Source organism: Alkalihalobacillus pseudalcaliphilus, assembly GCF_028610675.1.
GTDB classification, from domain to species: Bacteria; Bacillota; Bacilli; order Bacillales; family Bacillaceae_D; genus Alkalihalobacillus; species Alkalihalobacillus pseudalcaliphilus.
The window spans coordinates 1-24,583 of the sequence record NZ_JAQQWS010000001.1 but is presented as its reverse complement, the minus strand read 5'-3'; the positions used below and the strand labels follow the sequence as shown (position 1 = coordinate 24,583).

At 38.0% G+C, this 24,583-nt stretch carries 24 protein-coding genes; all 24 read right to left on the bottom strand.

The features are described from left to right. Window positions 1-11: 11 nt before the first annotated feature. The 24 genes from hslV to PQ479_RS00005 all read right to left on the bottom strand — a co-directional run bounded on the left by hslV (window position 12) and on the right by PQ479_RS00005 (window position 24,079). Complete coding sequence (hslV, locus tag PQ479_RS00120; protein WP_047987869.1) at window positions 12-557, bottom strand: ATP-dependent protease subunit HslV; 546 nt, start codon at window positions 555-557, stop codon at window positions 12-14. A 60-nt stretch (window positions 558-617) separates the two neighbouring features. Beyond that, window positions 618-1,529: a tyrosine recombinase XerC gene (gene xerC / locus PQ479_RS00115; RefSeq protein ID WP_047987868.1), complete on the bottom strand. Its 912-nt coding sequence runs from the start codon at window positions 1,527-1,529 to the stop codon at window positions 618-620. Between the two features lie 63 nt (window positions 1,530-1,592). Continuing rightward, window positions 1,593-2,900 (bottom strand): FADH(2)-oxidizing methylenetetrahydrofolate--tRNA-(uracil(54)-C(5))-methyltransferase TrmFO, encoded by a 1,308-nt coding sequence (gene trmFO / locus PQ479_RS00110; RefSeq protein ID WP_047987867.1) that lies wholly within the window; start codon window positions 2,898-2,900, stop codon window positions 1,593-1,595. Between the two features lie 259 nt (window positions 2,901-3,159). After that, the gene (gene topA / locus PQ479_RS00105; protein WP_047987866.1) at window positions 3,160-5,232 is read right to left on the bottom strand and encodes a type I DNA topoisomerase; all 2,073 of its coding nucleotides are present in this window, start codon (window positions 5,230-5,232) and stop codon (window positions 3,160-3,162) included. 168 nt (window positions 5,233-5,400) lie between these two features. Continuing rightward, window positions 5,401-6,270: a DNA-processing protein DprA gene (gene dprA / locus PQ479_RS00100; protein WP_047987865.1), complete on the bottom strand. Its 870-nt coding sequence runs from the start codon at window positions 6,268-6,270 to the stop codon at window positions 5,401-5,403. Between the two features lie 623 nt (window positions 6,271-6,893). Beyond that, the gene (gene sucD / locus PQ479_RS00095; protein ID WP_047987864.1) at window positions 6,894-7,808 is read right to left on the bottom strand and encodes a succinate--CoA ligase subunit alpha; all 915 of its coding nucleotides are present in this window, start codon (window positions 7,806-7,808) and stop codon (window positions 6,894-6,896) included. Between the two features lie 17 nt (window positions 7,809-7,825). Continuing rightward, window positions 7,826-8,986 carry an ADP-forming succinate--CoA ligase subunit beta gene (gene sucC, locus PQ479_RS00090; RefSeq protein WP_047987863.1) on the bottom strand — a complete coding sequence of 387 codons (1,161 nt, stop codon included), beginning with the start codon at window positions 8,984-8,986 and terminating at the stop codon, window positions 7,826-7,828. Window positions 8,987-9,343: 357 nt separating this feature from the next. Continuing rightward, entirely contained in the window at window positions 9,344-9,709 is a 366-nt protein-coding gene (gene mnhG / locus PQ479_RS00085; protein ID WP_273716838.1) for a monovalent cation/H(+) antiporter subunit G, read from the bottom strand. After that, entirely contained in the window at window positions 9,702-9,977 is a 276-nt protein-coding gene (locus tag PQ479_RS00080) for a Na(+)/H(+) antiporter subunit F1 (protein ID WP_047987861.1), read from the bottom strand. Before PQ479_RS00080 ends, mnhG begins: the two co-directional genes overlap by 8 nt. Then, window positions 9,970-10,455, bottom strand: coding sequence for a Na+/H+ antiporter subunit E (locus PQ479_RS00075; RefSeq protein WP_047987860.1), 486 nt, complete (start codon window positions 10,453-10,455; stop codon window positions 9,970-9,972). Before PQ479_RS00075 ends, PQ479_RS00080 begins: the two co-directional genes overlap by 8 nt. A 5-nt stretch (window positions 10,456-10,460) precedes the next feature. Next, the gene (locus PQ479_RS00070) at window positions 10,461-11,945 is read right to left on the bottom strand and encodes a Na+/H+ antiporter subunit D (protein ID WP_047987859.1); all 1,485 of its coding nucleotides are present in this window, start codon (window positions 11,943-11,945) and stop codon (window positions 10,461-10,463) included. Next, on the bottom strand, window positions 11,938-12,276 hold the full coding sequence (locus PQ479_RS00065) for a Na(+)/H(+) antiporter subunit C (protein WP_047987858.1): 339 nt from the start codon (window positions 12,274-12,276) through the stop codon (window positions 11,938-11,940). The genes PQ479_RS00070 and PQ479_RS00065 overlap by 8 nt, the downstream gene beginning before the upstream one ends. Next, the gene (locus PQ479_RS00060; RefSeq protein ID WP_047987857.1) at window positions 12,276-12,710 is read right to left on the bottom strand and encodes an MnhB domain-containing protein; all 435 of its coding nucleotides are present in this window, start codon (window positions 12,708-12,710) and stop codon (window positions 12,276-12,278) included. The genes PQ479_RS00065 and PQ479_RS00060 overlap by 1 nt, the downstream gene beginning before the upstream one ends. After that, window positions 12,707-15,115, bottom strand: coding sequence for a Na+/H+ antiporter subunit A (locus tag PQ479_RS00055; RefSeq protein WP_047987856.1), 2,409 nt, complete (start codon window positions 15,113-15,115; stop codon window positions 12,707-12,709). The genes PQ479_RS00060 and PQ479_RS00055 overlap by 4 nt, the downstream gene beginning before the upstream one ends. A 251-nt stretch (window positions 15,116-15,366) precedes the next feature. Beyond that, entirely contained in the window at window positions 15,367-16,329 is a 963-nt protein-coding gene (locus tag PQ479_RS00050) for an MBL fold metallo-hydrolase (RefSeq protein WP_047987855.1), read from the bottom strand. Between the two features lie 1,125 nt (window positions 16,330-17,454). After that, window positions 17,455-17,742: an EscU/YscU/HrcU family type III secretion system export apparatus switch protein gene (locus PQ479_RS00045; protein ID WP_047987854.1), complete on the bottom strand. Its 288-nt coding sequence runs from the start codon at window positions 17,740-17,742 to the stop codon at window positions 17,455-17,457. Further along, complete coding sequence (locus PQ479_RS00040) at window positions 17,739-19,403, bottom strand: hypothetical protein (protein ID WP_047987853.1); 1,665 nt, start codon at window positions 19,401-19,403, stop codon at window positions 17,739-17,741. Before PQ479_RS00040 ends, PQ479_RS00045 begins: the two co-directional genes overlap by 4 nt. 45 nt (window positions 19,404-19,448) lie before the next feature. Then, complete coding sequence (locus PQ479_RS00035; RefSeq protein ID WP_047987852.1) at window positions 19,449-20,255, bottom strand: ribonuclease HII; 807 nt, start codon at window positions 20,253-20,255, stop codon at window positions 19,449-19,451. A 78-nt stretch (window positions 20,256-20,333) separates the two neighbouring features. Further along, window positions 20,334-21,197 (bottom strand): ribosome biogenesis GTPase YlqF, encoded by an 864-nt coding sequence (gene ylqF / locus PQ479_RS00030; protein WP_047987851.1) that lies wholly within the window; start codon window positions 21,195-21,197, stop codon window positions 20,334-20,336. Window positions 21,198-21,207: 10 nt separating this feature from the next. Beyond that, a complete protein-coding gene (gene lepB, locus PQ479_RS00025; RefSeq protein WP_047987850.1) occupies window positions 21,208-21,762 on the bottom strand; it encodes a signal peptidase I in 555 nt (184 codons plus the stop codon). Between the two features lie 185 nt (window positions 21,763-21,947). Then, a complete protein-coding gene (rplS, locus tag PQ479_RS00020) occupies window positions 21,948-22,295 on the bottom strand; it encodes a 50S ribosomal protein L19 (RefSeq protein ID WP_047987849.1) in 348 nt (115 codons plus the stop codon). 113 nt (window positions 22,296-22,408) lie between these two features. After that, window positions 22,409-23,155: a tRNA (guanosine(37)-N1)-methyltransferase TrmD gene (gene trmD / locus PQ479_RS00015; protein WP_047987848.1), complete on the bottom strand. Its 747-nt coding sequence runs from the start codon at window positions 23,153-23,155 to the stop codon at window positions 22,409-22,411. Then, window positions 23,145-23,672: a ribosome maturation factor RimM gene (gene rimM, locus PQ479_RS00010; protein ID WP_047987847.1), complete on the bottom strand. Its 528-nt coding sequence runs from the start codon at window positions 23,670-23,672 to the stop codon at window positions 23,145-23,147. Before rimM ends, trmD begins: the two co-directional genes overlap by 11 nt. Continuing rightward, a complete protein-coding gene (locus PQ479_RS00005) occupies window positions 23,669-24,079 on the bottom strand; it encodes a YlqD family protein (RefSeq protein WP_047988014.1) in 411 nt (136 codons plus the stop codon). Before PQ479_RS00005 ends, rimM begins: the two co-directional genes overlap by 4 nt. Window positions 24,080-24,583: the final 504 nt, after the last annotated feature.

Below are 24,583 nucleotides of genomic sequence, written 5' to 3'. Positions count from 1 at the left end.
AACAAACAATTTTATCCTTCTAACTCTTCGATGATAACTTGGTCATTTGTATACACACATAAGTCTCCAGCCGTACGAAGAGCTGCTTCAGCTATTTCCCTTGCAGATAATGTCGGTGCATGATTTTTTAAAGCTCTACCGGCAGCTAAAGCATAATTCCCACCAGAACCAATCGCCAAAATACCATCATCTGGTTCAATTACTTCTCCCGTTCCTGAAACAAGAAGTAGATGGTCCTTATTCATAACAATTAGCATTGCTTCTAGCTGTTTAAGCATCTTATCCGTGCGCCATTCTTTCGCAAGTTCAACAGCAGCCCTTTGTAAGTTACCATTATACTCTTCCAGTCTACTTTCAAACTTCTCATATAATGTAAATGCATCCGCAACCGAACCAGCAAACCCAGCAATTACTTTCCCTTGATATAACCGCCTTACTTTTTTAGCACTATGTTTCATGATAACGGCATTTCCTACTGTCACTTGCCCGTCTCCAGACATCGCAGAACGGCCATTATGCTTGACGGCAAAAATCGTTGTTGCATGAAATTGACCCATCTCCATTCCTCCTCTGGACTAATCATTCTACATGTTTTTTTCCATGACGCTACCACCCATTTATGCCCTTGGATGATTTTGCTTATACACATCTCTTAAACGTTCCTTTGAGACATGCGTATAGATTTGTGTAGAGGATAAGCTCGAATGACCTAATAACTCTTGGACAACTCTTAAATCAGCACCATTATTTAATAAATGGGTTGCAAAAGAATGTCTAAGCTGATGTGGACTAATATTAGCGGTAAGAGCGGCTTCTTTCATTCTCTTTTTTAAAATATCACTATATGATCGAACTGAAAGTGGTTGACCGCTATAATTCAAAAATAAATGGTTACTTTCCTTGCTCTCTTTAGCTTTTGATAATAATTGAAGCCGACCATCAAGTAAGTATGTGTTCAATGCCTCACAAGCAAATTGACCAATAGGCACATAACGTTCTTTATTCCCTTTACCATGAATCAGAACCGTCTCGATTGAGAAGTCAAGATCAGACACCTGAAGCTGTTGACACTCACTAACTCGCATACCTGTGGCATACAATAGTTCGAGAATAGCTCGGTCACGTTGCTCGAGAGGCTTCTCCCCTTCCAATGAAAGAAATAGCTGTTCTATTTCTTTTTCGTATAAGAAATTAGGCAGTCTACTTTTTTGCTTTGGTAAGGGGACAAGTTTAAATACGTTGTCTGCAATAACATTCTCTTTTTCTAAGAATCGAAAATATGTTCGCAAGGCAGAAAGCCTCCTCGAAACTGATTTCCGTTCATACTTCTTGTTAAAGAGCCGTTCTAAATACAACTTAATATGCTCATACTTAACATCAACAACCGATACTATTTTATGTTCATGTAAAAACAACTCAAAATCTTCCAAATCAATTTGATAATTTCGTACTGTATGGATGGAACAGTTTTTTTCAACTTTTAGAAATTGAAAAAAAGATTGTCTAAAACCATGTGCATTCTTAGGCATAGCTTCACCACCTTGCAAAGCTTATCAAATTCTATCATGAAAAAAGAGCAGTTACAATTATCTTTACACTTTTTTCACAAAATTCTGAATCTCACCCAATGCGCGTTCAGCCAGCTTTTCGTAACGGTCTTTTTTATTTCTGATTCTTTCAGAAAATGGTGGTAATAAACCAAAGTTAGCGTTCATCGGCTGGAAGTTCTTAGGGTTTGCATTCGTAATATATTGCGCCATACTCCCCATGATTGTTGACTCTGGTAATTCAACGAGCTCTTCATCTTTTAGAAGTTTGGCCGCATTAATACCAGCAACTAATCCAGCTGCTGCCGATTCTACATAGCCTTCTACACCGGTAATTTGTCCAGCAAAGAAAAGATCTTCTCTGTCTTTGTACTGATAGGTTGGCTTAAGAAGATTAGGTGAATTTATAAATGTATTGCGGTGCATCACACCATAACGGACAATTTCAGCATTTTCTAATCCCGGAATTAAGCGAATAACATCTTTTTGTGGTCCCCATTTTAAATGCGTTTGAAATCCAACGATGTTATAGAGGGTTCCCGATGTATTATCTTGTCTTAATTGGACAACTGCATAAGGTCTTTTCCCTGTTTTTGGGTCTTCTAACCCTACTGGCTTCATTGGTCCAAATAGCATCGTCTTTTTACCACGGTTGGCCATCACTTCTATGGGCATACAGCCTTCAAAGAAGATTTCTTTTTCGAACTCTTTTAATGGCACGGTTTCAGCAGTTGTTAACGCTTCGTAAAAACGGTCAAATTCTTCTTCTGTCATCGGACAATTAAGATAGGCCGCTTCTCCCTTATCGTAACGAGATTTCAAATAAACCTTGTCCATATCAATCGAATCGGTTTCGATGATAGGTGCCGCTGCATCATAAAAATATAAATACTCCTCACCAGTCAAAGCACGTAGCTCTTTTGATAAGTTGTCGGAAGTTAACGGACCTGTTGCAATAATCGTTGGTCCTGCCGGAATCGATGCAACCTCTTCATTCATCACCGTGACATTAGGATGGTTTTTCACTTTCTCAGTAACAATGGCCGCAAAGTCATGACGATCAACAGCAAGGGCCCCACCAGCTGGTACAGAAGCTGCATCTGCTGCCGCGATAATAACCGAGTCTAGCGTACGCATCTCCTCTTTTAATACACCTACTGCATTCGTTAAAGCGTTTGAACGTAAAGAATTACTGCAAACTAACTCGGCGAATTTATCAGTATGGTGAGCAGCGGTTTGGCGAACTGGCCTCATTTCATATAAATGCACCTTGATTCCTCTTTTAGCTAATTGCCAAGCAGCTTCACTACCTGCTAGACCAGCACCCACTACATTAACGTGATTGTTTTCCATTCCTTTTATCCTCCTTTTCTTCAATTGTGAACATTACGTGAATTCTTAACTTTATCAATGATCATGACTATTAATTTCTGCCGTTTCAAAAAAATGAATGAGTCATTCATTCCTTCAATCTTCATACACTTCCATCTGACTCTAAGCATACGAACGCCTTCACCTTATTAAAGGTGAAGGCTAAAAGTATGGTCATCTCACTTAAATGCCAAACATATAATAATACTTTTTTAGACAAGATTCAACAAAAACAACTTAATTAATTTGCTTCTTCTTGATAATCACATTTCGTACAGTGAACTTGAACGCCCTTTTTCGACTTTTTCTCAACCAATAGACTCTCACATTTTGGACATGGTCGACTAATTGGCTTATCCCATGAGATAAATTCACACTCTGGATAACGAGTACATCCAAAGAATATCCGCTTTTTCTTACTTTTTCGTTCGACGACTTGGCCTTCATGACAGGTCGGACATGTGACACCTATTTCTTTCACGATCGCTTTTGTATTACGACAGTCAGGGAAGTTTGAACAAGCCATAAATTTACCATAGCGTCCCATCTTATATACCATGGCGTGACCACAAAGCTCACAGTCCTCACCAGCCGGTTCATCTTTAATCTCGACTTCTTTCATCTCTTCTTCCGCGACTTTTAACCTTTTTTCAAACCCTTGATAAAAATCATCAATTATCTGAACCCATTGATGAGCTCCATCTTCTACGGAGTCAAGGTCTGTTTCCATTTTTGCAGTAAATTCAACATCAAGAATTTCTGGGAAGAATTCAACGATTAAATGCAAGACAATTTCGCCAAGCTCTGTTGGTACAAAGCGTTTTTCCTCTAAAGCCACATAGCCACGACGCTGAATCGTATCCAACGTTGGTGCATAAGTGGAGGGACGCCCAATTCCTAGCTCCTCCATTGTTTTGACTAATCTGGCCTCTGTATACCTTGGAGGTGGCTGAGTGAAATGCTGATTCGGTTCAATCGTTTCTTTTTGAACAGATTGGCCTTGTTCGAGAGCCGGTAATAACCGGTCTTCTTCTTTAGTTCCATCATCATTTCCTTCAATATATACTTTCATAAACCCGGCAAACTTTAGCTTTGATCCTGTAGCCCTAAAGATGACACCTTCATTTAACAAATCAACACTCATCGTGTCCATAACGGCTGGTGCCATTTCACTTGCGACAAAACGCTCCCAGATTAACTTATAAAGGCGAAGTTGGTCTCTAGCCAAATATGATTTTAACTCTTTAGGCTCCTTAAACACCGATGTTGGACGAATCGCTTCATGGGCATCTTGAGAATTCGTGCCTTTTTTATCGACTCGTGGTTTTTTCTTAAGAAACTCACTTCCATAGGTCGTCTCTATAAATTCTTTAGATTCTGCCTGAGCCGTTTCCGAGATTCTTGTTGAATCCGTACGCATATAGGTGATTAAACCTACTGTACCTTCTTTCCCTAAGTCAATCCCTTCGTATAGCTGTTGAGCTAACATCATGGTTTTCTTAGCACGGAAGTTTAACTTTCTCGCGGCTTCCTGTTGTAAAGAGGACGTTGTGAATGGTGCTACTGGATTACGTTTTCTCTCTTTCTTACTCACAGAAGATACGCTAAACGACTGATCATTCATACGCTGTAAAACCTGATTGACTTCCTCTTCTGAAGCTAAACTCACCTTTTTACCGTCAACTCCGTAGAACTTAGCATCAAATTGCTCTTTATTTAACGTAAACGTTCCGTCAATACTCCAATACTCTTCTGGTTTAAATTGTTGAATCTCTTTCTCTCGTTCGATAATCATTTTGACCGCTACGGATTGCACGCGTCCAGCACTTAAACCTTTTTTCACTTTTTTCCATAATAGCGGGCTAATATTATAACCTACTAATCGATCGAGAATTCGTCTTGCTTGCTGAGCATCCACGAGATCCATATTGATCGCTCTTGGCGTCTTAAACGCATCCTTAATCGCTTGCTTTGTAATTTCGTTAAAAACGACTCGGCATTTTGATGCAGGATCTATTCCTAGACTATGAGCTAAATGCCAAGCAATCGCTTCCCCTTCACGATCGGGGTCAGCTGCTAAATAGATTTTTTTCACTTTTTTTGCTGCTGCTTTTAATTCTTTTAATACGGGTCCTTTGCCGCGAATTGTTATATAACGCGGGTCATAATTTTCTTCAACATTTACTCCCATTTGACTTTTTGGTAAGTCTCTTACATGACCCATTGATGCTTTCACAATGTATTTTTTTCCTAAATACTTGCCAATGGTCTTTGCTTTTGCGGGAGATTCTACGATTACTAAATAATCGGCCATAATGCAACTCCCTCTCTCGAAGATAAAATTAAAATCTTCCTCATTATTAAACAGACCTTCTCGGTTTGTCAAACGGAACTATCCATTTTTTTTCAAGAAGCTTCGACTTTAATGGTCGTCAGAACAAAAAATCGTACTATTATATAGTAGAAACTCGTCAAAAATCGACTATGTCCATTCCTCCCAAATATCTTTTGCTTGCGTCACCATTTTAGCACCTTGTTGAATTAAATAGTTCGTACCACTAGAGCTCTTCGTGTAAATCGGCCCTGGTGTTGCAAAGACTTCTCTACCTTGCTCTAAAGCTTGATCGGCCGTGATGAGCGAGCCACTCTTTTCCTTTGCTTCAATGACTAAAACACCATAGGATAACCCACTTATAATTCGGTTTCTTTCAGGAAATTGCCATTTTTGCGGACGCTTATGTGGAGGATATTCACTAACAATTAATTGTTCCTTTTTCATAGTCTCATATAATTTTCGATTAGATTTTGGGTAGACATGTAAGACACCTGAGCCTAATACTGCAATTGTATTCCCTTGGTTTTGAATGGCTGCTTGATGGGCATAAGTATCCACACCAGCGGCGATGCCACTGACGATAGTCCATTGCTTCTCTATTAGCTCCGGTAAAAGGGTATCGATAGAGCTTCTTCCAAGTGATGTCATTTCTCTAGAACCTACTACCGCTAACATATTCGTTTGCAATAACGCCTGGTTTCCTATCGTATACATAACAACTGGTGGATCATAAATTTCTTTTAAAAGCAGTGGATAATTGGTATCAAAGATAGTCATCACATCAATTTTGTTTTCCTTTAAGTATTGGTCAATCTTTTTATCGGTTATACGCTCATAATCTTCTTGGAAAGCGGTAACTTGTTTGGAGTTCCAACGAAATAATAATTGTAAGGAGGAGAGTGTTTGTTCTGTGACAATCTGTAAAGAGGGGTCATGTTTAAGTAATTGGAGCAACTTCTTATTCGACATACCTCGACAAAAATGAATACGTATTAATAATTGACGAATTTGTGACAATTGTTCACAACCTTTCAGATAGATGGAGTTATTTGCGGTGGCTCATTCGAGGTGAACTGTTATTGAACAGATTTACGGTCTTTAATAAGTACTTCGACATTTTTCTTTAATTTCCTTTGTAAGCTAATATGCGGAGCTTTAATCATTACTCCCGAAAATCATGCTCCGCGTCTTGCGAGGTGGAACTGAACTAACTTGCTTCACCATTGGATTTCAGCCCGCCTCATGTCCCTCGGGAGTCTCCGCATGTTTTCGTCCGCTGGGTTACCCTAAATTTTCTAGTTAAAATAATTAAAACATTCATTAAATTGAATGAGAACAAAAAAACAAAGTGAATGAAAAACCACCATGTATAGAAGCAATATTTAATTGAACAAATGCCTCTAGTAAAAGAATCAATGGAATGAACACTTGTAAAGTCAAAAGCTAAAATCAGCATTGGTAAATTACTCGTTGTTAATAGGGCTCCTATTTCCGCTATCAAATGGCTCTCTTTTTTTTATTTACACCGCTTTAACAATTCTTTTCCCTACTCCATTGCTGCGTATTTCGATTTGTTCACATCATTGCTTTCCTATATCATCAAAAAACCTCTGGGCCTAAGCTCAGAGGTTTTTCTAATATTATTTTGTTACTTCATGTGTGATACATTTTTCGTAAATGCCTTCTTCTTTTAAAACAGAGATTAATGTCTCACCCATTACCGATGGCGTTTCTGCAACCTTCACACCGCAGCTCTCAAGCGTTTTAATTTTTTCGGCAGCTGTACCCTTACCACCTGAAATAATCGCACCAGCGTGGCCCATACGCTTCCCTGGAGGAGCTGTTTGACCACCGATAAAGCCAACAACTGGTTTTTTCATGTTTGCTTTGATCCACTCAGCAGCTTCTTCCTCAGCTGTTCCACCAATTTCACCAATCATAATCACGGCATATGTGTCAGGATCTTCATTAAATAAATCTAATACATCAATGAAGTTCGTACCATTAACTGGATCTCCACCGATACCAACAGCACTTGACTGACCGATACCGTTTGTTGATAATTGATGTACCGCTTCATATGTTAATGTACCAGAACGTGAAACAACGCCTACATGGCCTTTTTTATGAATATATCCAGGCATAATACCAATTTTGCTTTCTTCAGGAGTGATTACACCTGGGCAGTTTGGCCCGATTAAGCGTGTTTTCTTTCCTTCCATATAACGCTTCACATTAACCATATCGATGACTGGAATACCTTCTGTAATACAAATCGCTAACTCAATCTCAGCATCTACCGCTTCCATAATGGAATCAGCTGCAAAAGCAGGTGGTACGTAAATAACCGTTGCGTTTGCACCAGTAGCTGCTACAGCTTCTGAAACTGTATTAAAAACTGGAACGCCTTCAACTTCCGTGCCACCTTTACCAGGCGTCACACCACCAACGATATTTGTTCCATACTCAAGAGCTTGTTGTGTATGGAAAAGACCTGTTTTACCTGTAATCCCTTGCACGATTACTTTTGTATCTTTATTAATGAGGATACTCATTTGTTTGTCCCGCCTTTCTATTTCACTAGAGATACGATTTTTTGTGCACCGTCTGCCATTGAATCAGCAGCCGTGATATTTAAGCCAGACTCACTTAAAATCTTCTTACCTAATTCAACATTTGTTCCTTCTAAACGAACAACTAAAGGAATCTCTAAACCGACTTGTTTCGTTGCTTCAACTACTCCTTCTGCAATGATGTCACATTTCATGATACCACCGAAGATATTAACGAAAATCCCTTTAACCTTGTCATCAGATAAGATTATTTTGAATGCTTCTGTTACCTTCTCAGCTGTTGCACCGCCCCCAACATCTAGGAAGTTCGCAGGGTCACCATTGTAATGTTTAATGATATCCATCGTTGCCATTGCAAGTCCAGCCCCATTAACCATACAACCAATATTTCCATCTAATGCGATGTAGCTTAAATCGTATTTAGACGCTTCGATCTCTTTTTCATCCTCTTCTTCTAAATCACGGAATGCTAGAACATTCTTTTGACGATAAAGGGCATTTGAATCAAAGTTAAATTTCGCATCAAGTGCCATAACTTTACCATCACCCGTTGTTACCAATGGATTGATTTCTGCTATGGATGCATCTTTTTCAACAAATACTTGGTATAAGCCCATCATAAATTTAACAGCTTGACCAATTAATTCTTTTTGAATATTAATATTAAAAGCAATTCTTCTTGCTTGGAAACCTTGTAAGCCTACAGCAGGATCAATAATTTCTTTAAAGATCTTCTCAGGAGTTGCTTCTGCTACTTCCTCAATCTCCGTACCACCTTCTTCTGATGCCATTAACACAATTCGAGAAGTTGCACGATCTAATACTAATCCAATATAATATTCTTTTTGAATATCGCAGCCTTCTTCAACAAGTAAGCGCTTTACTTCTTTACCTTCAGGACCCGTTTGATGAGTAACTAACGTTTTACCTAAAATCTCACTCGCATATGTACGAACTTCTTCAAGATTTTTGGCTACTTTTACACCACCAGCTTTTCCACGCCCACCTGCATGGATTTGAGCTTTTACTACATTAACTTGTGAGCCTAACTCTTTAGCAGCCTCTACAGCTTCTTCTACAGAAAATGCCACTTTACCATTCGGAACAGCTACTCCATATTGACGAAGGAGCTCTTTCCCTTGATATTCATGGATATTCATTCTCTCCAGCCTCCTATCGGTAACTTAAATTGTTTCAACCTCAATCATTATTTGCCCGATTGATTAGAACCATATTTATTTTAGCATTATTAGAATTATTTGTGGAGGATTTTATTCAATAAATCGACAAATTCTTTTCTATTGTAAGAATATTTATATTATCAGAAGCTTATAACCCCCACCGTTATAATCTTTCTCCAAATTTCTTTCCGTAACCGCTTACTTTAATTTTTTTATGTATTTTTACTTTTTTTATAAAACAAGTATCGATAACTCCATGTAAGATGCAGCGATAATTATTTTTTTACAATAATAAATAAAACCATCCCTCATAAATATGATGAGGAATGGTTCGTCTTAAGTAGATTCTTTTTTATCTCGCTCTTTCAACTCTTCATAATAAGGCTTGAGCTCATCTCTAATCGTTTTATCAGACAACGGTGAATTCAAGCGATAAGATGAACGAGCAATGATAAAGACCGCAATAGGTACCGTAATAACGATCAATATTATACCTAATAAGATCTTGCCTAAGAATAGTCCATGTTCATACTGAAAATAAATGAACGTAGCTATCAAAATGAGCAAAGAAGCCGTAACCGAGCTTTTACCGGTTGCATGTAAGCGCGAATAAACATCTGGTAACCGTAAAATCCCAAGTGCAGCAATGATACTAAATATACCTCCTATTACAACCAATATGGAAATAACCCATTCAATCACGCTCAAATAAATCACCCCTCTCAAGGAATAACGCAATGGATACGGAGCCGACAAAAGCAATAATCGCAACCACAATAATGACATCCGTGTAAGCATTCGTATCTTGTACCATCATAAGCATTGCTACAAAACTAATGAGAAGTAGCCCGATTGTATCAAGTGCAACAATTCGATCTGAAAGAGTTGGTCCAATAAAAACTCGAATACTACTAAGAATAATGGAAATAGATAATATGAATAATACCGTGATGATAATCGTATTAAACATAGTCCCTTGTCACCTCCAAAATTCGTTTTTCGAAGGTATCTAAAATGAAACGTATCCGCTCTTCACGGTCTCCAGCCTCCAAGAAATGAACAAATAAAGTTTTTCCATCTTCAGAAAACTCCATCGATAAAGAGCCTGGCGTTAACGTTAATGATGCTGCAAGTAATGTTTTTTCTGTTTCTGATTGGAGTTTTGTTGGTATCGCAATAATACCTGGTTCTATATCAATTTTTGGACTGATAACAATTTTAGCAACATGTAAGTTAGCAACAACGAGTTCTCTTAAGAACACAGCAATAAACACAAAAGCAGCCCAGACCCTTCCTAAATAAAAGCGCTCACCTTTCAAGCTAATAAAGAAGAATACAATCCCGATACTAACCGCATAACCAAGACCTAAGTCAACAATGGTAAAGCTATTTTGAAACAACATCCATGTTACCGTAATTACGATCGTCATAAAAATTTGAAATAACATGATATCTACTCCTTCAACACTGCATCTATATAAACAGATGGATCAAGTAATTCAGTAGCCATCAATATCGCATAGTGATAGAATGGCTCAGCTGCTAAACCTAATAAGACCGTAAGAATTAATAATAGAAAAATCGGTGCCATCGTTGAGAAAATAGATGTGTTCGCCTGCTCTTGCGAATGCTTTTGTTTTCCCCAAAAGACATTCATAAAAATCTTTAGCATTGAGAATAAAGTTAAGAGTCCCACAAATAACGCTAGGATTGCTAGGAGATAATGACCTTCTTCAAACGAAGCAAATAGTAACGGGTATTTACCGATAAAACCACTCAAAGGCGGAATTCCTGCAATGGATAAACCCATTACGAGGAATGACCACGCTAATATTGGATGTGTTTTTAACAAACCTCCCATTTTACTCAAATCATTTGTGCCGGTTATTTTTTCGGTTGCACCTGCATACAAGATAAGTCCTGTTTTCACAATAATATTATGTGCTAAAAAGAAAATAGCTCCCGCTAAAGCTGTTATCGTAAAAATGCCAAGACCCATAATCATATAACCTATTTGGCTAATAATGTGAAAGGCTAATATTTTTTTGAAATTAAATTGAGCAACAGCCCCTAAAACCCCAAGTAACATCGTAAAGCCTGCTAATATCAGCATTAATGTTTGGTGTGTAAAAGCAATATCATGGTTGAAAATAAGGGAAAATACTCGAATAATCGCATATACCCCTACTTTTGTTAATAACCCTCCAAACAAGGCCGTAATCGCTGCTGGAGGACCGTAATAAGAGCGTGGCAGCCAAAAGTATAAAGGAAATAACGCTCCTTTTATCGCAAAAGCAATAAAGAATAAAATCGCCACAACAAGCAAAGGTCCATTTTGTTCTAAACTGCTAACACGCTCTGCTAGATGGGCCATATTTACCGTACCTGCAATCCCATACACATACGCGATAGCTGCTAATAGGATCATGGAGGAGAATACATTAATAACGGCATATTTAAATGTTTCACGTAACTGAAACTTGCTTCCTCCCATCACCATTAAAGCGTAAGACGATAAAAGCATCACCTCAAGAAATACAAAAAGATTAAATAAATCCCCGGTTAAAAAGGCTCCATTTACACCAGTTAGTAAGAAAAAGAAAAAAGGATAAAAATAATATCGTTCTCTTTCAAAATGCATCGTTGGAAAAGAGAAGAATAAGCATACTAATGCAACCAATGTCGCTAATACAACCATCATCGTTGCAAACATATCCCCTACTAAAACAATGCCAAACGGTGCTTGCCATCCGCCCACTGCTAAAATGGCCATTCCATTTTCGTATACATCAAGTGCCAAATAAATAGAAAAGGCAAACAATACAATGACCGTTAGACTACTAATCACTCTTTGCACATAATAGTGCTTTGCAAACATAATCAGAAGAGCACCGACTATAAAAGGAATAATAATCGGGAGCATGACTAAATTATTCATGATTTTCACCTCTTAATTGCTCGAGGTCTTCCGTTCCGTGTTCCTCATAAATTCGATAAGCAAGAATAATGAGGAAGGCAATAATACCAAATCCAATGACAATCGCCGTTAATACTAATGCTTGTGGTAGTGGATCGGTTGCCTGCTCACCACTAATATGGACGAGTGGTGGATACCCTTCTCTTAATCCCGCCAATGTGAAAAAAAGTAAATGTACACCGTGTGATATTAAAATAGTGCCAATCGCTACCCTTATTAAGCTCCGTGTTAATAAAAAATACGTACCTATTGCACATAAGACAGCGATTGCTATTAACATGATTAGTTCCATTAGCTCTCATCCTCCGCAATCGTTACTGTCGCTGCCATCGCCATTCCGATAACACCTAAAAATATTCCTAAATCAAAAGGAACAGCTGTTGTTAACTCCACTTCACCTAGAAATGGCAAGTCAAAGTAATCAAAGTATTGTGTAAAGAAGGCATCCCCTACAAAAACACCAGTCATGCCGACTCCAATGGAAAGTAGTAAACCTAATGATATAAGAATAGGATAAGTTACTTTCATCAATGCCTTTCCTTTGCTTTGACCAAAAAATAAATACACTAACATCAGTGAAAGTCCAGCCATTAAGCCCCCTATAAAACCACCACCGGGTTCATTATGCCCGGCAAAAAATAAATAAAAGGAGTAGGAGAATAAGATGTATATGACAATCGTTAATAATACTCGATACATGACATCATGTGTCCTTGAAAACTTCATACATCTTCCCTCCTTCCCATCCGATGCTTAACCATCGTAATAATCGCTAACCCTACAATACCAAGCACTAGAACCTCAAGTAATGTGTCTAGAGCACGGAAATCTACAAGAATAACATTGACGATATTCGTACCGCCACCGAGCTCATAGGAGTTTTCAATATAATACTGAGAGACTGGAGTAAAATCATGATCGCCATTAAATAAAATGGCACTCACTCCGAGTAAAAACACACCGACTCCAACACATATAGATAAAATGATATTGACACTCTTTTTTGTTTTGGAGCGCTTTTCCGTTTTAAAAGCAGGTAAATATTTAAATGTTAGCAACAGTAAAATAATCGTTACCGTTTCAACAAGTAACTGAGTAAGTGCCAAATCTTGTGCACTAAATAAAGTAAATAGTAATGATAAAACTAAACCTATGACACCTAAATTAATGAGTAAGGTTATTCGGTTTTTCATAAACGGCATTGTTAAAGTACTAAATACGAGTAAAGCGATTAAGCCTATCGTATAAGGTTCTATAGGGCTCATACCCTCCATACTCATAGCCAAACTATTTGAACGTATAAACGCATACGCAACAATACCAATGATAAAGATAAGCATATAAGCCATGTAGTCTCTTAAGCTTCCAGTTATTTGTTTCTTCGTCATCCATTTCGCCGAACGATCTAATCCAATAATTCCTTCTTCATAAACACGATGTAATGACTCTCGTTCTCGACTTAACCAGCAGCTCTTCTTTTTTATTGACGGAAACTTTATAAATAAAAATGTACCAATCAAAATAACACCAATCGACATAAATAATTCAAGTTCAAAGCCATGCCAGAGACTCAACTCAATATTCACCGCTTCTCGGTCAACTGCCGGCAAAATGCTAGCAACGGTCGGCTCGATGATATAAGGAACTAATAGATTCGGAAAAACGCCTAACACAACAACTAATATCCCTAAAATAATCGGACTAATCAGCATACCTATTGGGGCTTCATGAACCTTTACTGAATAGTTACTCGGCTCAAATTTCCCTGTAAATGTTCGAAACAGCATAATCGCACAATATACGAACGTGATGATACTCGCTAGCCAAGCAATTAGTGGAATCATAATGCCTAAGCTATCATGTATAGGCATTTCACTAATCGTTAAGAGACTCGTAAAAAACTTCTCCTTACTTAAAAATCCATTAAATGGAGGAATTCCTGCCATAGCGGCCAAACCAATAAGCGATATAGTAAAAGTGACTGGCATAATTGACAATAAGCCACCTAATTTTCGAATATCGCGTGTACCGGTTTCATGATCAACAATTCCAGCTGTCATAAATAAACTTCCTTTAAAAGTAGCATGGTTAATTAAGTGAATGACAGCTGCTGTCATAGAGGTTGCATACAAATTCACTTCATCAAACGTTCTAACATTCATCGAATAAGAGCCAATTCCAAACAACATCATAATGAGGCCGAGCTGACTAATCGTTGAATAAGCTAAAATTCCTTTTAAATCATATTGCCTTAAAGCACATAGGGCACCCCAGGTTAGCGTAACAAGCCCTACAATCATCAAAATCCAAACCCAACTAGTTGCAACACCAAACACAGGTGTTAACCTTGCAACAAGATATATACCGGCTTTAACCATCGTTGCTGAATGTAAATAGGCACTTACAGGGGTAGGCGCTTCCATGGCATCTGGTAACCAAATATGGAAAGGGAATTGAGCGGATTTTGTAAAAGCTCCTAATAATACGAGGATCATTGCCGGAATAAATAGCGGACTAGCTACTAATGTATCAGCTTGACCGATTAACGATTGAATACTAAATGTATTCGCCTCAAGGTAAAGCAAGATGAAACCAGCCATCATCGCAAACCCACCAAAAACAGTGATGAGCATCGATTTTCTAGCTCCAAAAATCGATTGATCGCGTTGATACCAAAAGCTAATTAATAAAGCAGATGCCAAACTTGTTAACTCCCAGAAAACATAGAGAACAATTAAGTTATCGGATAAAACAATCCCAAGCATTGCTCCCATAAACATTAATAAGTACGTGTAAAATTGATGGAGGTTTTCTTTATTTTTATCTAAGTAAAAGATCGAATAAAAAACAACTAATGCACCGATACCCGTAATCAGTAATACAAAAAGTAAGGCCAATCCATCTAAATAAATGGAGAAATGAAAATCGAGTGAAGGTATCCATTGTACTTCAGACAAAATGGTTATGCCTTGACTTAATTGAGGTATGTATTGTGAGAAAAATATAAATAACACGATTGGTACAAGTAAAATGTACCAACCAATATGTCGCTTCTTCGTAAAAGAATAAATAAATGGAATGGTAAGGGCAATGATAAAGGGGCTAAGTGTAGCCAAATGAAGAATTGACATTTCATCCTTCCTTTCTAGCTTTTATGAAGTACTTTTTTACTAATTGCTTCAATTAAAATTCCCTCTTAACTCGGAAAATAAACGTCAAGATAGTTGGATATAATTTTCACAATAAAAAAACCATCAACGTTAATTCGTTCATGGTTCCTACATACGTATAAAAAATGAAAGGGGAAAACAAGGTATCGCATGGTAATTTAAGTGGCGAGTAAAAATTTCATCTCTCATTCTACCAAAATGTATGGTACTTCTCATTGGTTCATTCTGTATATATGAGGTGTTGCTTTTGATTGAATGAGTCTATTTTCATCTACTAAATACACAATATGGGCAATGGTCTCTGCAATAGCAAATCTCCATTGATGGGCCGTTAGCTTTTTATGTGCAAAGAGCTGCTCTGCTATTTGGTACGCTGTTTGCCCATATGACAATTGCTCTATTTTTGCCAATCTCTTTTGATGGTGTCTAATAATTTCATCTGCCCGAAGCTTATGATCGGTAATCAGAGAACCATGTGCGGATAAAATAAGCTCTACTTCCAATTTTTTGATTTTATATAGTGATTCCATATACTCATGCAATGGCTTTTGGCTTGCATGGGGCCATACGCTTATATTAGGGGTAATTTTATCGAGCAAATGGTCTCCAACGATCATAAGACGATCATCACGCTGATAAAGACATATATGGCCATCACTATGTCCAGGAGAATGAATGACCTCCCAACTCTGTCCGTTGATCACAATTTTTTCACGAATGCATTGGATTTTTGGTAGTGGTTGAACATATTTAGCCAATTGGTCCATATGCGCTTGAATATCTTCACTTAATTGATTTGGGACCCCATAGTTTACAAACATATCTTTTAAAAGTGCCGACTGATTAGAATCTGTTGCGAAAACTTGTTCAAGCATTTTCTTATCTATTTCATGCATAAATAGCTCTGCACCTGTTAATTCTTGCATCCAACCAGCTAATCCAGAGTGATCGGGATGAAAATGGGTTAGGTAGATCGTTTTAATCATGGTAGGTTCGATCTGAAGTTCGGCGAATACAGCTAACCAATAGTCTTTCGCCTCTTTGTTATTTAGCCCCACATCGATTAAGACATAATGCTCATAATCCTTTAATAAATAGCTATACATATATCTCATTGGAAAAGGAATTGGAACACCTACTCGAAAACCCCTTTCTTCTATTTTTTCAATATTCATATTGCCCTCCTCAGAATGTGAATGATTGGATTTTTATCTTTTTGACTGGTTTTGTATGAAAGTAAGTGCGAACATGGAGCGTTGCACGTCGCTACCGAAAATTATGCTCCGCTGGGTTACTACTAATTCTCAAGTTCACAAAACAACCTAACGTCATTCTTTTAAAATGAAAATGAACAAATTCAAATTGAATGAAAAGCCACCAGTTAAAGATGAAACTGCACTTTCATATTTGTTGGTGGTGGAGTAATACTTGCTTTGCATCGATTATATACCACTACCCACTCTGGCTGATACTTACTTGTTCTTTTATCTACTACTGCTCCCTGTGATTGATATCTTCTTGTTGTCTTTAAACGCTTTTTATTTACATTTTCGTCTCTGCCACTGCAAAACACTGAAGTCTCCGAATTTATCACTATTATAAAGTAATAAATCATGTTCTGCATGCTCAATATCATAGAAAGAACTTAACCATTAAGCTTTCATTACTAACTTGCCCCATTCAAAGCTTATTCGTACCCATCTCCTCTAATATAAAAAAAACTATCAAAGTTTTGCATGATAGTTTTTATTCAATATCCTCATCCTCAAAATCCCGTGCATTTTTATTACGTAAATAAATCATATAAGAAAACGGGCACAGAGTGCAATAAAAAAGAGGAACATAGTAATTAATTTTGCTTGTAACGTATTCTCACTAAGAATGCATTTTGATTTGTATGAGAAGTAAACAAACCAAAACTAAACACTTTCTTACAAAATGCCCATGGCGGAGCCAAAACCAGCTCCGCCACCAACAAACATGAAAGTAGTATTTGGCTCTTTAACTGGTGGAACTTCATTCAATTTGGTTTTGAGGATGCTCATTTTTGGCCGTAGCCCAACCACTTTTTGAAAGATAGCTACGCACGAGCTTTCCAAAAAGATTCAGCGCACCGCACAAACAGCCACAACCAACAAAAAAGAGAGAGTAACCCATCAGGATAGCTTCTAATATCAATTTCCAAGTGTTTTTGGTCCGTTAGCCAAGCTCGCTTGGCTAACGGTCCAAAAACAAAGACCGAAAGGTCAACATACATGAGCATAAGCACTAACTTTCATATAAAACCATACCAACCACATCTAACTTTTAGATATTTCTTGATAACTTTTATCCACTAAGTAAATAAAGGCAAATACTTCGGCGACAACTTGATATAGTTCTTCGGGGATCGTTTGATTAAGCTCAAGTTCTGCCAGTAATTGCACTAAGCTCGGATCTTCTTGAATAGGGATTTGGTGTTCTTCTGCTCTCTTCACAATTTCTTCTGCAACGAAACCACGCCCTTTTGCACTTACACGTGGCACTTGCTCTTTCCCCTGGAGATATTTAAGTGCCACCGCTTTTTTAAAAGATTCATTGGTCTTCATATGCGAATATCGACTCCTTGGTAATGTGAATAGCCTTGATACACTTGACGGCTAGAGGTAATTAGCTTTTGTTCCGCTTTTGCCTCTTGTTTCCATTGTAACGAGATTAACTCATAACCTAACTCTATTAACCGTTCCTTTAAAACCGGCATAAACATTTCCAATAAAACGGATGGTTTAGGCTGTTCATTGTATAGAGTCATACCCAATTTTTTCTTCTGTATTTTTACATCAACAATGGTCTCTGCAAGCCCTTTAAGATTCAGATAAAATAAAATCCGACAATGATTTGGATCAATATTCCCATTCACGTCTGTTTTCCCTTGCCATTGAATATCGGCATAAAATGTCTGTCCACCGATAACTAGTGGATAATGAACGAGTAATTGCTGAAAAAAACCTTCTTGCTGTTCAAGTGAAGCTAGGATCTGTGTCCCAGTAATATGTGAAAGAAGCGTTGAAAGCATTCCTTGAATTTGGCGATTAACGGGTTCTAGTTGCGCTTGAAGTAATATCGATTTTAATGACGAGCTTTGCTCCACTTGTACCATTCTATCCATATGAATTAGCCCATTTTCATGCTGCAAACCTATTCGTTGGAGCACACTTTGTAAATGCGTTGCAAGGGCTGGCTGTTGAGTCGTCCTTTTCAAAAGACTTGACCAACTTTCTGTAATCACTTGCTTCACTACTTTATTCTCAGCCGCTGAGAGGGCCGTATGCATGACCGTATGTATCGGTAGCTCTTTCGAAATTAATTTCGAAATTTGATGTTGAACCCAATCATTTTTTTGCTGTTCTGACCAATGGTGCTGTTGAAAGAAGGTAGCAACACTCCGAAGTCCACTTTGCTTACTTGGTAGCGGTACTAAATGGTCTTCACTTAAGCGTGCTGTTAGAAAACGCATCACTTCATCCACATGAACTCCCTTTGGCAAGAGCCTTTGCATCACATTTTGGAGCACTTGCCTGTCACCATCGGTCCGAGCCTCGGACATCCTCTGAATAAAAGTAACAAGTGGCGACTTACTTTCATGACGTTGAAAATTTGAAAGCCATTTTAAAAGTTCTGTTTCTAACCTTTGAGCATGGACGGTTCCTTCTGATTTTAATTGACTTAAAAGTTCAACAATGATTGTCATTAGTTGCTGAGGGTTTTGTCTTTCCTGATAAGCTAGATAGCCTTCTTTTGATAACGGCCAGCCTAGCTGCATCATTTGTACCAGTTGATTTAATGAGGAGCTACCCAACTCACTTCTTTGGAAGAGTGTGAGTGCATCTATGAAGCTTTGCCTTGTAAAAGGGATCGATTTCACCTGTAACGCATGCAAGAGCTGTAATCCTTTTTGGTCAGTTGGTAACCCTAATTTACTTAATGTTTCGGGACTGCCCTCCTGCCCCTGCTTTGAAGCTGTTAACGGTCTAAGTCGTGGTAAGCCTTTACTTCTTATTACTTCAAACCAGTAGGTCTGTCCGACAACTAATCCAAGCTCTAACTTTGCTGTGAGCATTTTTCCGTTCATGGATAGTAACGCAGTATTCTGGGGGAATAACTTCTGAACTTGACCTCTTAACATGTGACCTTCCCTGAAATTCATAGAATCTTGCGTTTGCGATGAGGACCGTAACGTATGCTGTTCAGAAAATAGCTTAGATATCATCGTTGACTTCCCCCTTTACCCTCTTAATATATCGTGTTATTGAAGTTAAGATAGCGTTGTCTGACTCGACCTGTCTTTCCCCGCTAATTCTATTACAGGTTTAAAACTTTTGCGATGCTCATGAATAATTCCATGTTCCTTTATTGCTTCGAGGTGCCCTGCTGTACCGTATCCCATATTATTATTAAAGTGGTATGTGGGATATTCTTGATGAAGCTTTGTCATATAATGATCTCGAGCAACTTTTGCAATAACGGAGCTAGCTGCGATAGAGAGACTACGAGAATCCCCTTTAACCAAAGATTGCTGCTCGATGTCAATCTCTAATTTCATTGCATCTAATAATAGATACGTAGGTTTCGTTGTTAAACTGAGGATCGATTCTAGCATCGCCTTTTTAGTTGCCTCATAAATATTAATTTGATCAATTTCAGTTGCGTCAATCATGGTAATACTATACGCAATGGCTTCTCTTTTGATAATAACGTCAAATTCTTCACGTTTTGCTTTTGTAAGTTTTTTTGAATCCGTTAAACCTAATAATTGAAAATCTTGAGGTAATATAACAGCGGCTGCGACAACCGGCCCTGCAAGTGGACCTCTTCCAACTTCATCAACACCAGCAATCCATTGGTGATTTTGTTTATATAATGCCTGCTCAAATTGAGTCATTTCGCTATGCATATGTAAAAGCTCTTGCTCTTTTTCAAGCTGTTTCTTGTAACGTTTCAGCATCGTTTGAACGCCTTTACGCTCATCCAAAGCAAGCTCCGTCAGTAACTCATTTGTCGGTTTATCATTTTCGAATAATAGCTCTTCTATTTCTTTCATTGTTCGTTTGGTCCCAGACATTTTTCACTTTCCTTTCATATCGTCATTTCCTTTATAAGCTTTAATTAACAAAAGAAAACCGTCTAAAGAAATATTCCTTTAAACGGTTTCAATCTCTCCAACTGGCCTTTCAAAGCTTAAGCGACCTAATAACCCACTTCTTAATTCTCTTAAAAGAGTTTCTGCCACTTTATCATAATCGATATAACCACCGCTCATCTTAAAGCCTCTTTTATGTCCAATCTGATCAAAAATCTCGACATTGTCTTCAGAAAGCTCCTCTAACTTATATCGTTCCTGTAAACGCTCTGGGTAGTGGACTTTTAAATACTTAATCGCAAACAAGGCAATATCCTGAAAATCCAATATCTCGTCCTTTATCGCCCCTGTTACTGCTAGGCGAAAACCAGTATCTTGGTCCTCAAATTTCGGCCATAAAATCCCTGGTGTATCCAATAATTCTAATTGCTTGCCTACTTTTATCCATTGCTGTCTTTTCGTTACTCCAGGACGATCACCAACCTGTGCCGTTCTTTTTGAAGCAAGTCGGTTAATTAACGTTGACTTCCCTACATTAGGAATTCCCAAAATCATAGCTCGAATCGCTCTTGGTTTCATCCCTTTTGCTTTCATTTTATCTAGCATCGGTGTGGCAAGCTTTTGACAAGCAGCACTAATCTTTTCTGTCCCTTTACCATTTTGAGAATTAATAATAAGAACCGAATAACCTAACGCCTCGAAATAGCTCTTCCATTTCATCGTTAGTCCTTCATCGGCTAAATCTGCTTTGTTTAATAAAACTAATCGCGGTTTATGTTCCACAATTTTATCGATCATCGGATTCCTTGATGACAATGGAATTCTTGCATCTACTAATTCAATCACAACGTCGATCATTTTTAATTGTTCCGTTACTTCTCTTCTTGCTTTGGCCATATGACCAGGAAACCATTGTATTGTCATAACTTCGCTCCTATTTCGCTACCCTTACTTCTGTTATTGGCCAAAATATCACACTAGCTTTTCCAATAACTTTATCCGTTGGTACCGTGCCAATATCTCGACTGTCTTTACTATGTCTACGGTTATCACCTAATACGAATAGATGATCCTCTGGTACGACAAATTCATTGGTAACATCAACTAGTTCAAAGTTATTGGTTAATGTCTCACCTTGATAGTTTTCCTTTAATTCATCTAAAAATCTCTCTTCTACCGGCTCACCATTCACATATAATGTGTCCGAACGATATTCTATTTCATCTCCAGGAAGACCAATCACTCTTTTTATATAATCCTTCCCACCAGGAGCATGGAAAACAACAATATCAAATCGCTCTGGCTCAAAAAGAGTGTAGCTAATTTTATTTACGATCATTCGATCACCGTTATGTAAAGTCGGTGACATCGATTCTCCGTCCACAACAATGGGGGCAAATAAAAAGTAACGAATTAAAAATGCTAACGCTAATGCAATAACAATTGCTTTTATCCATTCCCATGAACTGCTTGTATTCTCTTTCTCCATTTTTTAGCCTCCAAATTGACGAATATCCACCCTACTTTATTTTAGCACAATTTAGTAGTAGATGACTAATGTGATTAGTCGGTCTTTCATTTGTTTTTAGGTTTCTTATTCCTATTGAAAAAGGACAGTTTCCCAGATGGGTCACTGTCCTTTTAATCGTTAAAGATACAAAATTTCTGCCGCTATTATCTACGAATTTCTTTAATACGCGCTTTTTTACCGCGTAATTCACGTAGGTAGTAAAGTTTCGCACGACGTACTTTACCGCGACGCTTCACGTCGATCTTAGCGATCTTCGGTGAATGTAATGGGAATGTACGTTCAACGCCTACACCGTAAGAAATTTTACGAGCTGTGAAAGTTTCGCTGATACCAGTACCACGTTGCTTGATTACAACGCCTTCAAATAACTGAATACGCTCACGAGTTCCCTCAACAACTTTAACATGAATCACTAACGTATCACCAGGACGGAAGTCAGGTAAATCAGTACGTAGTTGTTCATTTGTAATTTCACGAATGATGTTGTTCATGTAATTCCACTCCTTCCACACAGATGCTCTTGAATATCCTCAAATCATAATCAGCGGAACATCGTAATCCGGGCAAATGCCACAAAGATTATATTAACATAAATAGACCGCCCTCACAAGTCTTTCTTTGCTTCTTCCTCAATTTCCTTCAGCCATAATTGCTCTTCTTTTGTTAAAGGGCGATTCTGTAATAAATCCGGTCTTCGTTGCCACGTTCTTCTTAATGCTTCCTTTGACCGCCATTCTTCAATATGGAGGTGGTGGCCAGATAAAAGTACTTTAGGAACTTGTAAGCCTCGAAAGTCAGCTGGCCTCGTATAATGAGGATGTTCCAACAATCCCGTTGAGAAGGAGTCGGTGACGGCTGATTCAGCATTTCCTAAGACACCAGGTAATAACCTTACAATGCTATCGGTTAATACCATCGCCCCAACTTCGCCACCGGTCAAGACATAATCACCAATCGAAACCTCATCTGTGACCAGATGCTCACGGATACGTTCATCATACCCCTCATAATGACCACATAAGAACACCAAATGTTTCTCTTGAGCTAATTCCTCTGCTTTTTTCTGAGTAAATGTTTTACCTTGTGGACATAAAAGAACAACCCTTGGCTTTTCAGATGAGTTATGTTCTAAATCAGCTACCGCATCAAAAATTGGTTGTGGTCGTAACACCATACCTGCTCCCCCGCCGTACGGATAATCATCGACTTTATGGTGTTTGTTGTCGGCATAGGTTCGAAAATCAACCACATTAATCGAAACTAACTCTTTCTCTTGAGCATGTTTTAAAATCGAGGACCCAAATACACCAGGAAACATTTCAGGAAACAAAGTTAAAATATCAATTTTCATCAATTAAACCTTCCATCGCATGAATCGTAATAACTTTCGCTTCCACGTCAACTTGTTTGACCACTTGTTCAATGTACGGAATCAATATATCCTTCCCTTGTCCGATTCGTTGCACAATCCACACATCATTTGCTCCTGTTTCTAAAATCTCCCGCACTTTCCCAAGCTCTTGGCCCTCTTCGGTCTTAACAAGGCAACCGATGATTTCATGATAATAATACTCATACTTATCAAGTTCATCTAAAAATGCTTCATGAACATAGAGAAATTCACCTTTAAAGCGTTCAACATGATTGATATTAGTATATCCATCAAATGTGAGCAAATCAAAGTTTTTATGCTTACGATGACCTGTTACCTTTACTTTAACTTCTGATTTTGTTTCCTTGTCAATAACCATTAATTCTTGTCCACTAGCAAAGCGGTCTTCTGTAAAATCCGTTGAGGCTATGACTCGTACTTCTCCTTTGACCCCATGGGTATTGACAATTTTACCAACTTTAAACCATTCACTCATATATCTTGCCTACTTTCTCTAAATTCAGCTATTATTCCATCTTTTATAATAACCTCGAGCTCTTCATTTTCGTCTAACCACCTATCTCCTACTTCAAATTCGATAAGTGTGTCAATGCTGCCTGAGCGAATTTCTGAACCTATCTCTAATTTTTGGAGCTGTTGCTTTTTAAAATGAAGAGCATGGAGACGTTCTTTCCTTTTATCAAGCTCTTTCTTATAACGTTTCCTTACTACGGCTTGATCATGCTTTTGATTAACATCCTTTAATGCTTTATGTAACTGAAATTCAAGCTGTTCAAGCTCTCTTTTACAACTTTGTTCATCTTCTAGAATATTGGCTAACAACGTTTCTTTTTTGCTCGCTGTTAATACATGCTTGACGGTTGCCTTTCTTATTATCTTCATATCCAAACACCCCACCTTGTAGAAGACCATCTTTTTTATAGTTTACCTTAAAAATGCACGAACTTCTATCTTTGGTGGTTTTATAGGAAAGTTGATACTGATGCTCAAATGCGGAGCTTTGCTCACCGCTACCAAAATCATGATCCGCTGGGTTAGTACTATTTTCAAGTAATAAAACAATCTAACACCTTTCTTTTAAAACGAAAAAGAACAAAACCAAATTGAATAAAGTTCACCAGTTAAAAGCTAAACCCTACTTTCATTTTTCCGGTTTCATTGCTGCATATTTTCATTTACTCCGCATCGGCCCTTCTTTTTTTAGTTTCATTGCTACGTATTTTGATTTACTTCGCATTGGTGGTCCGTTTTACCACTCATTGCTGTGTATTTTAATTTGCTCCGCATTGACGGCTAGACGTTTTCTCTGAATCGGGATAGAAGGAGGCGACTAACCTCCACCCCCCACACCACCGTACGTACGGTTCCGTATACGGCGGTTCCATT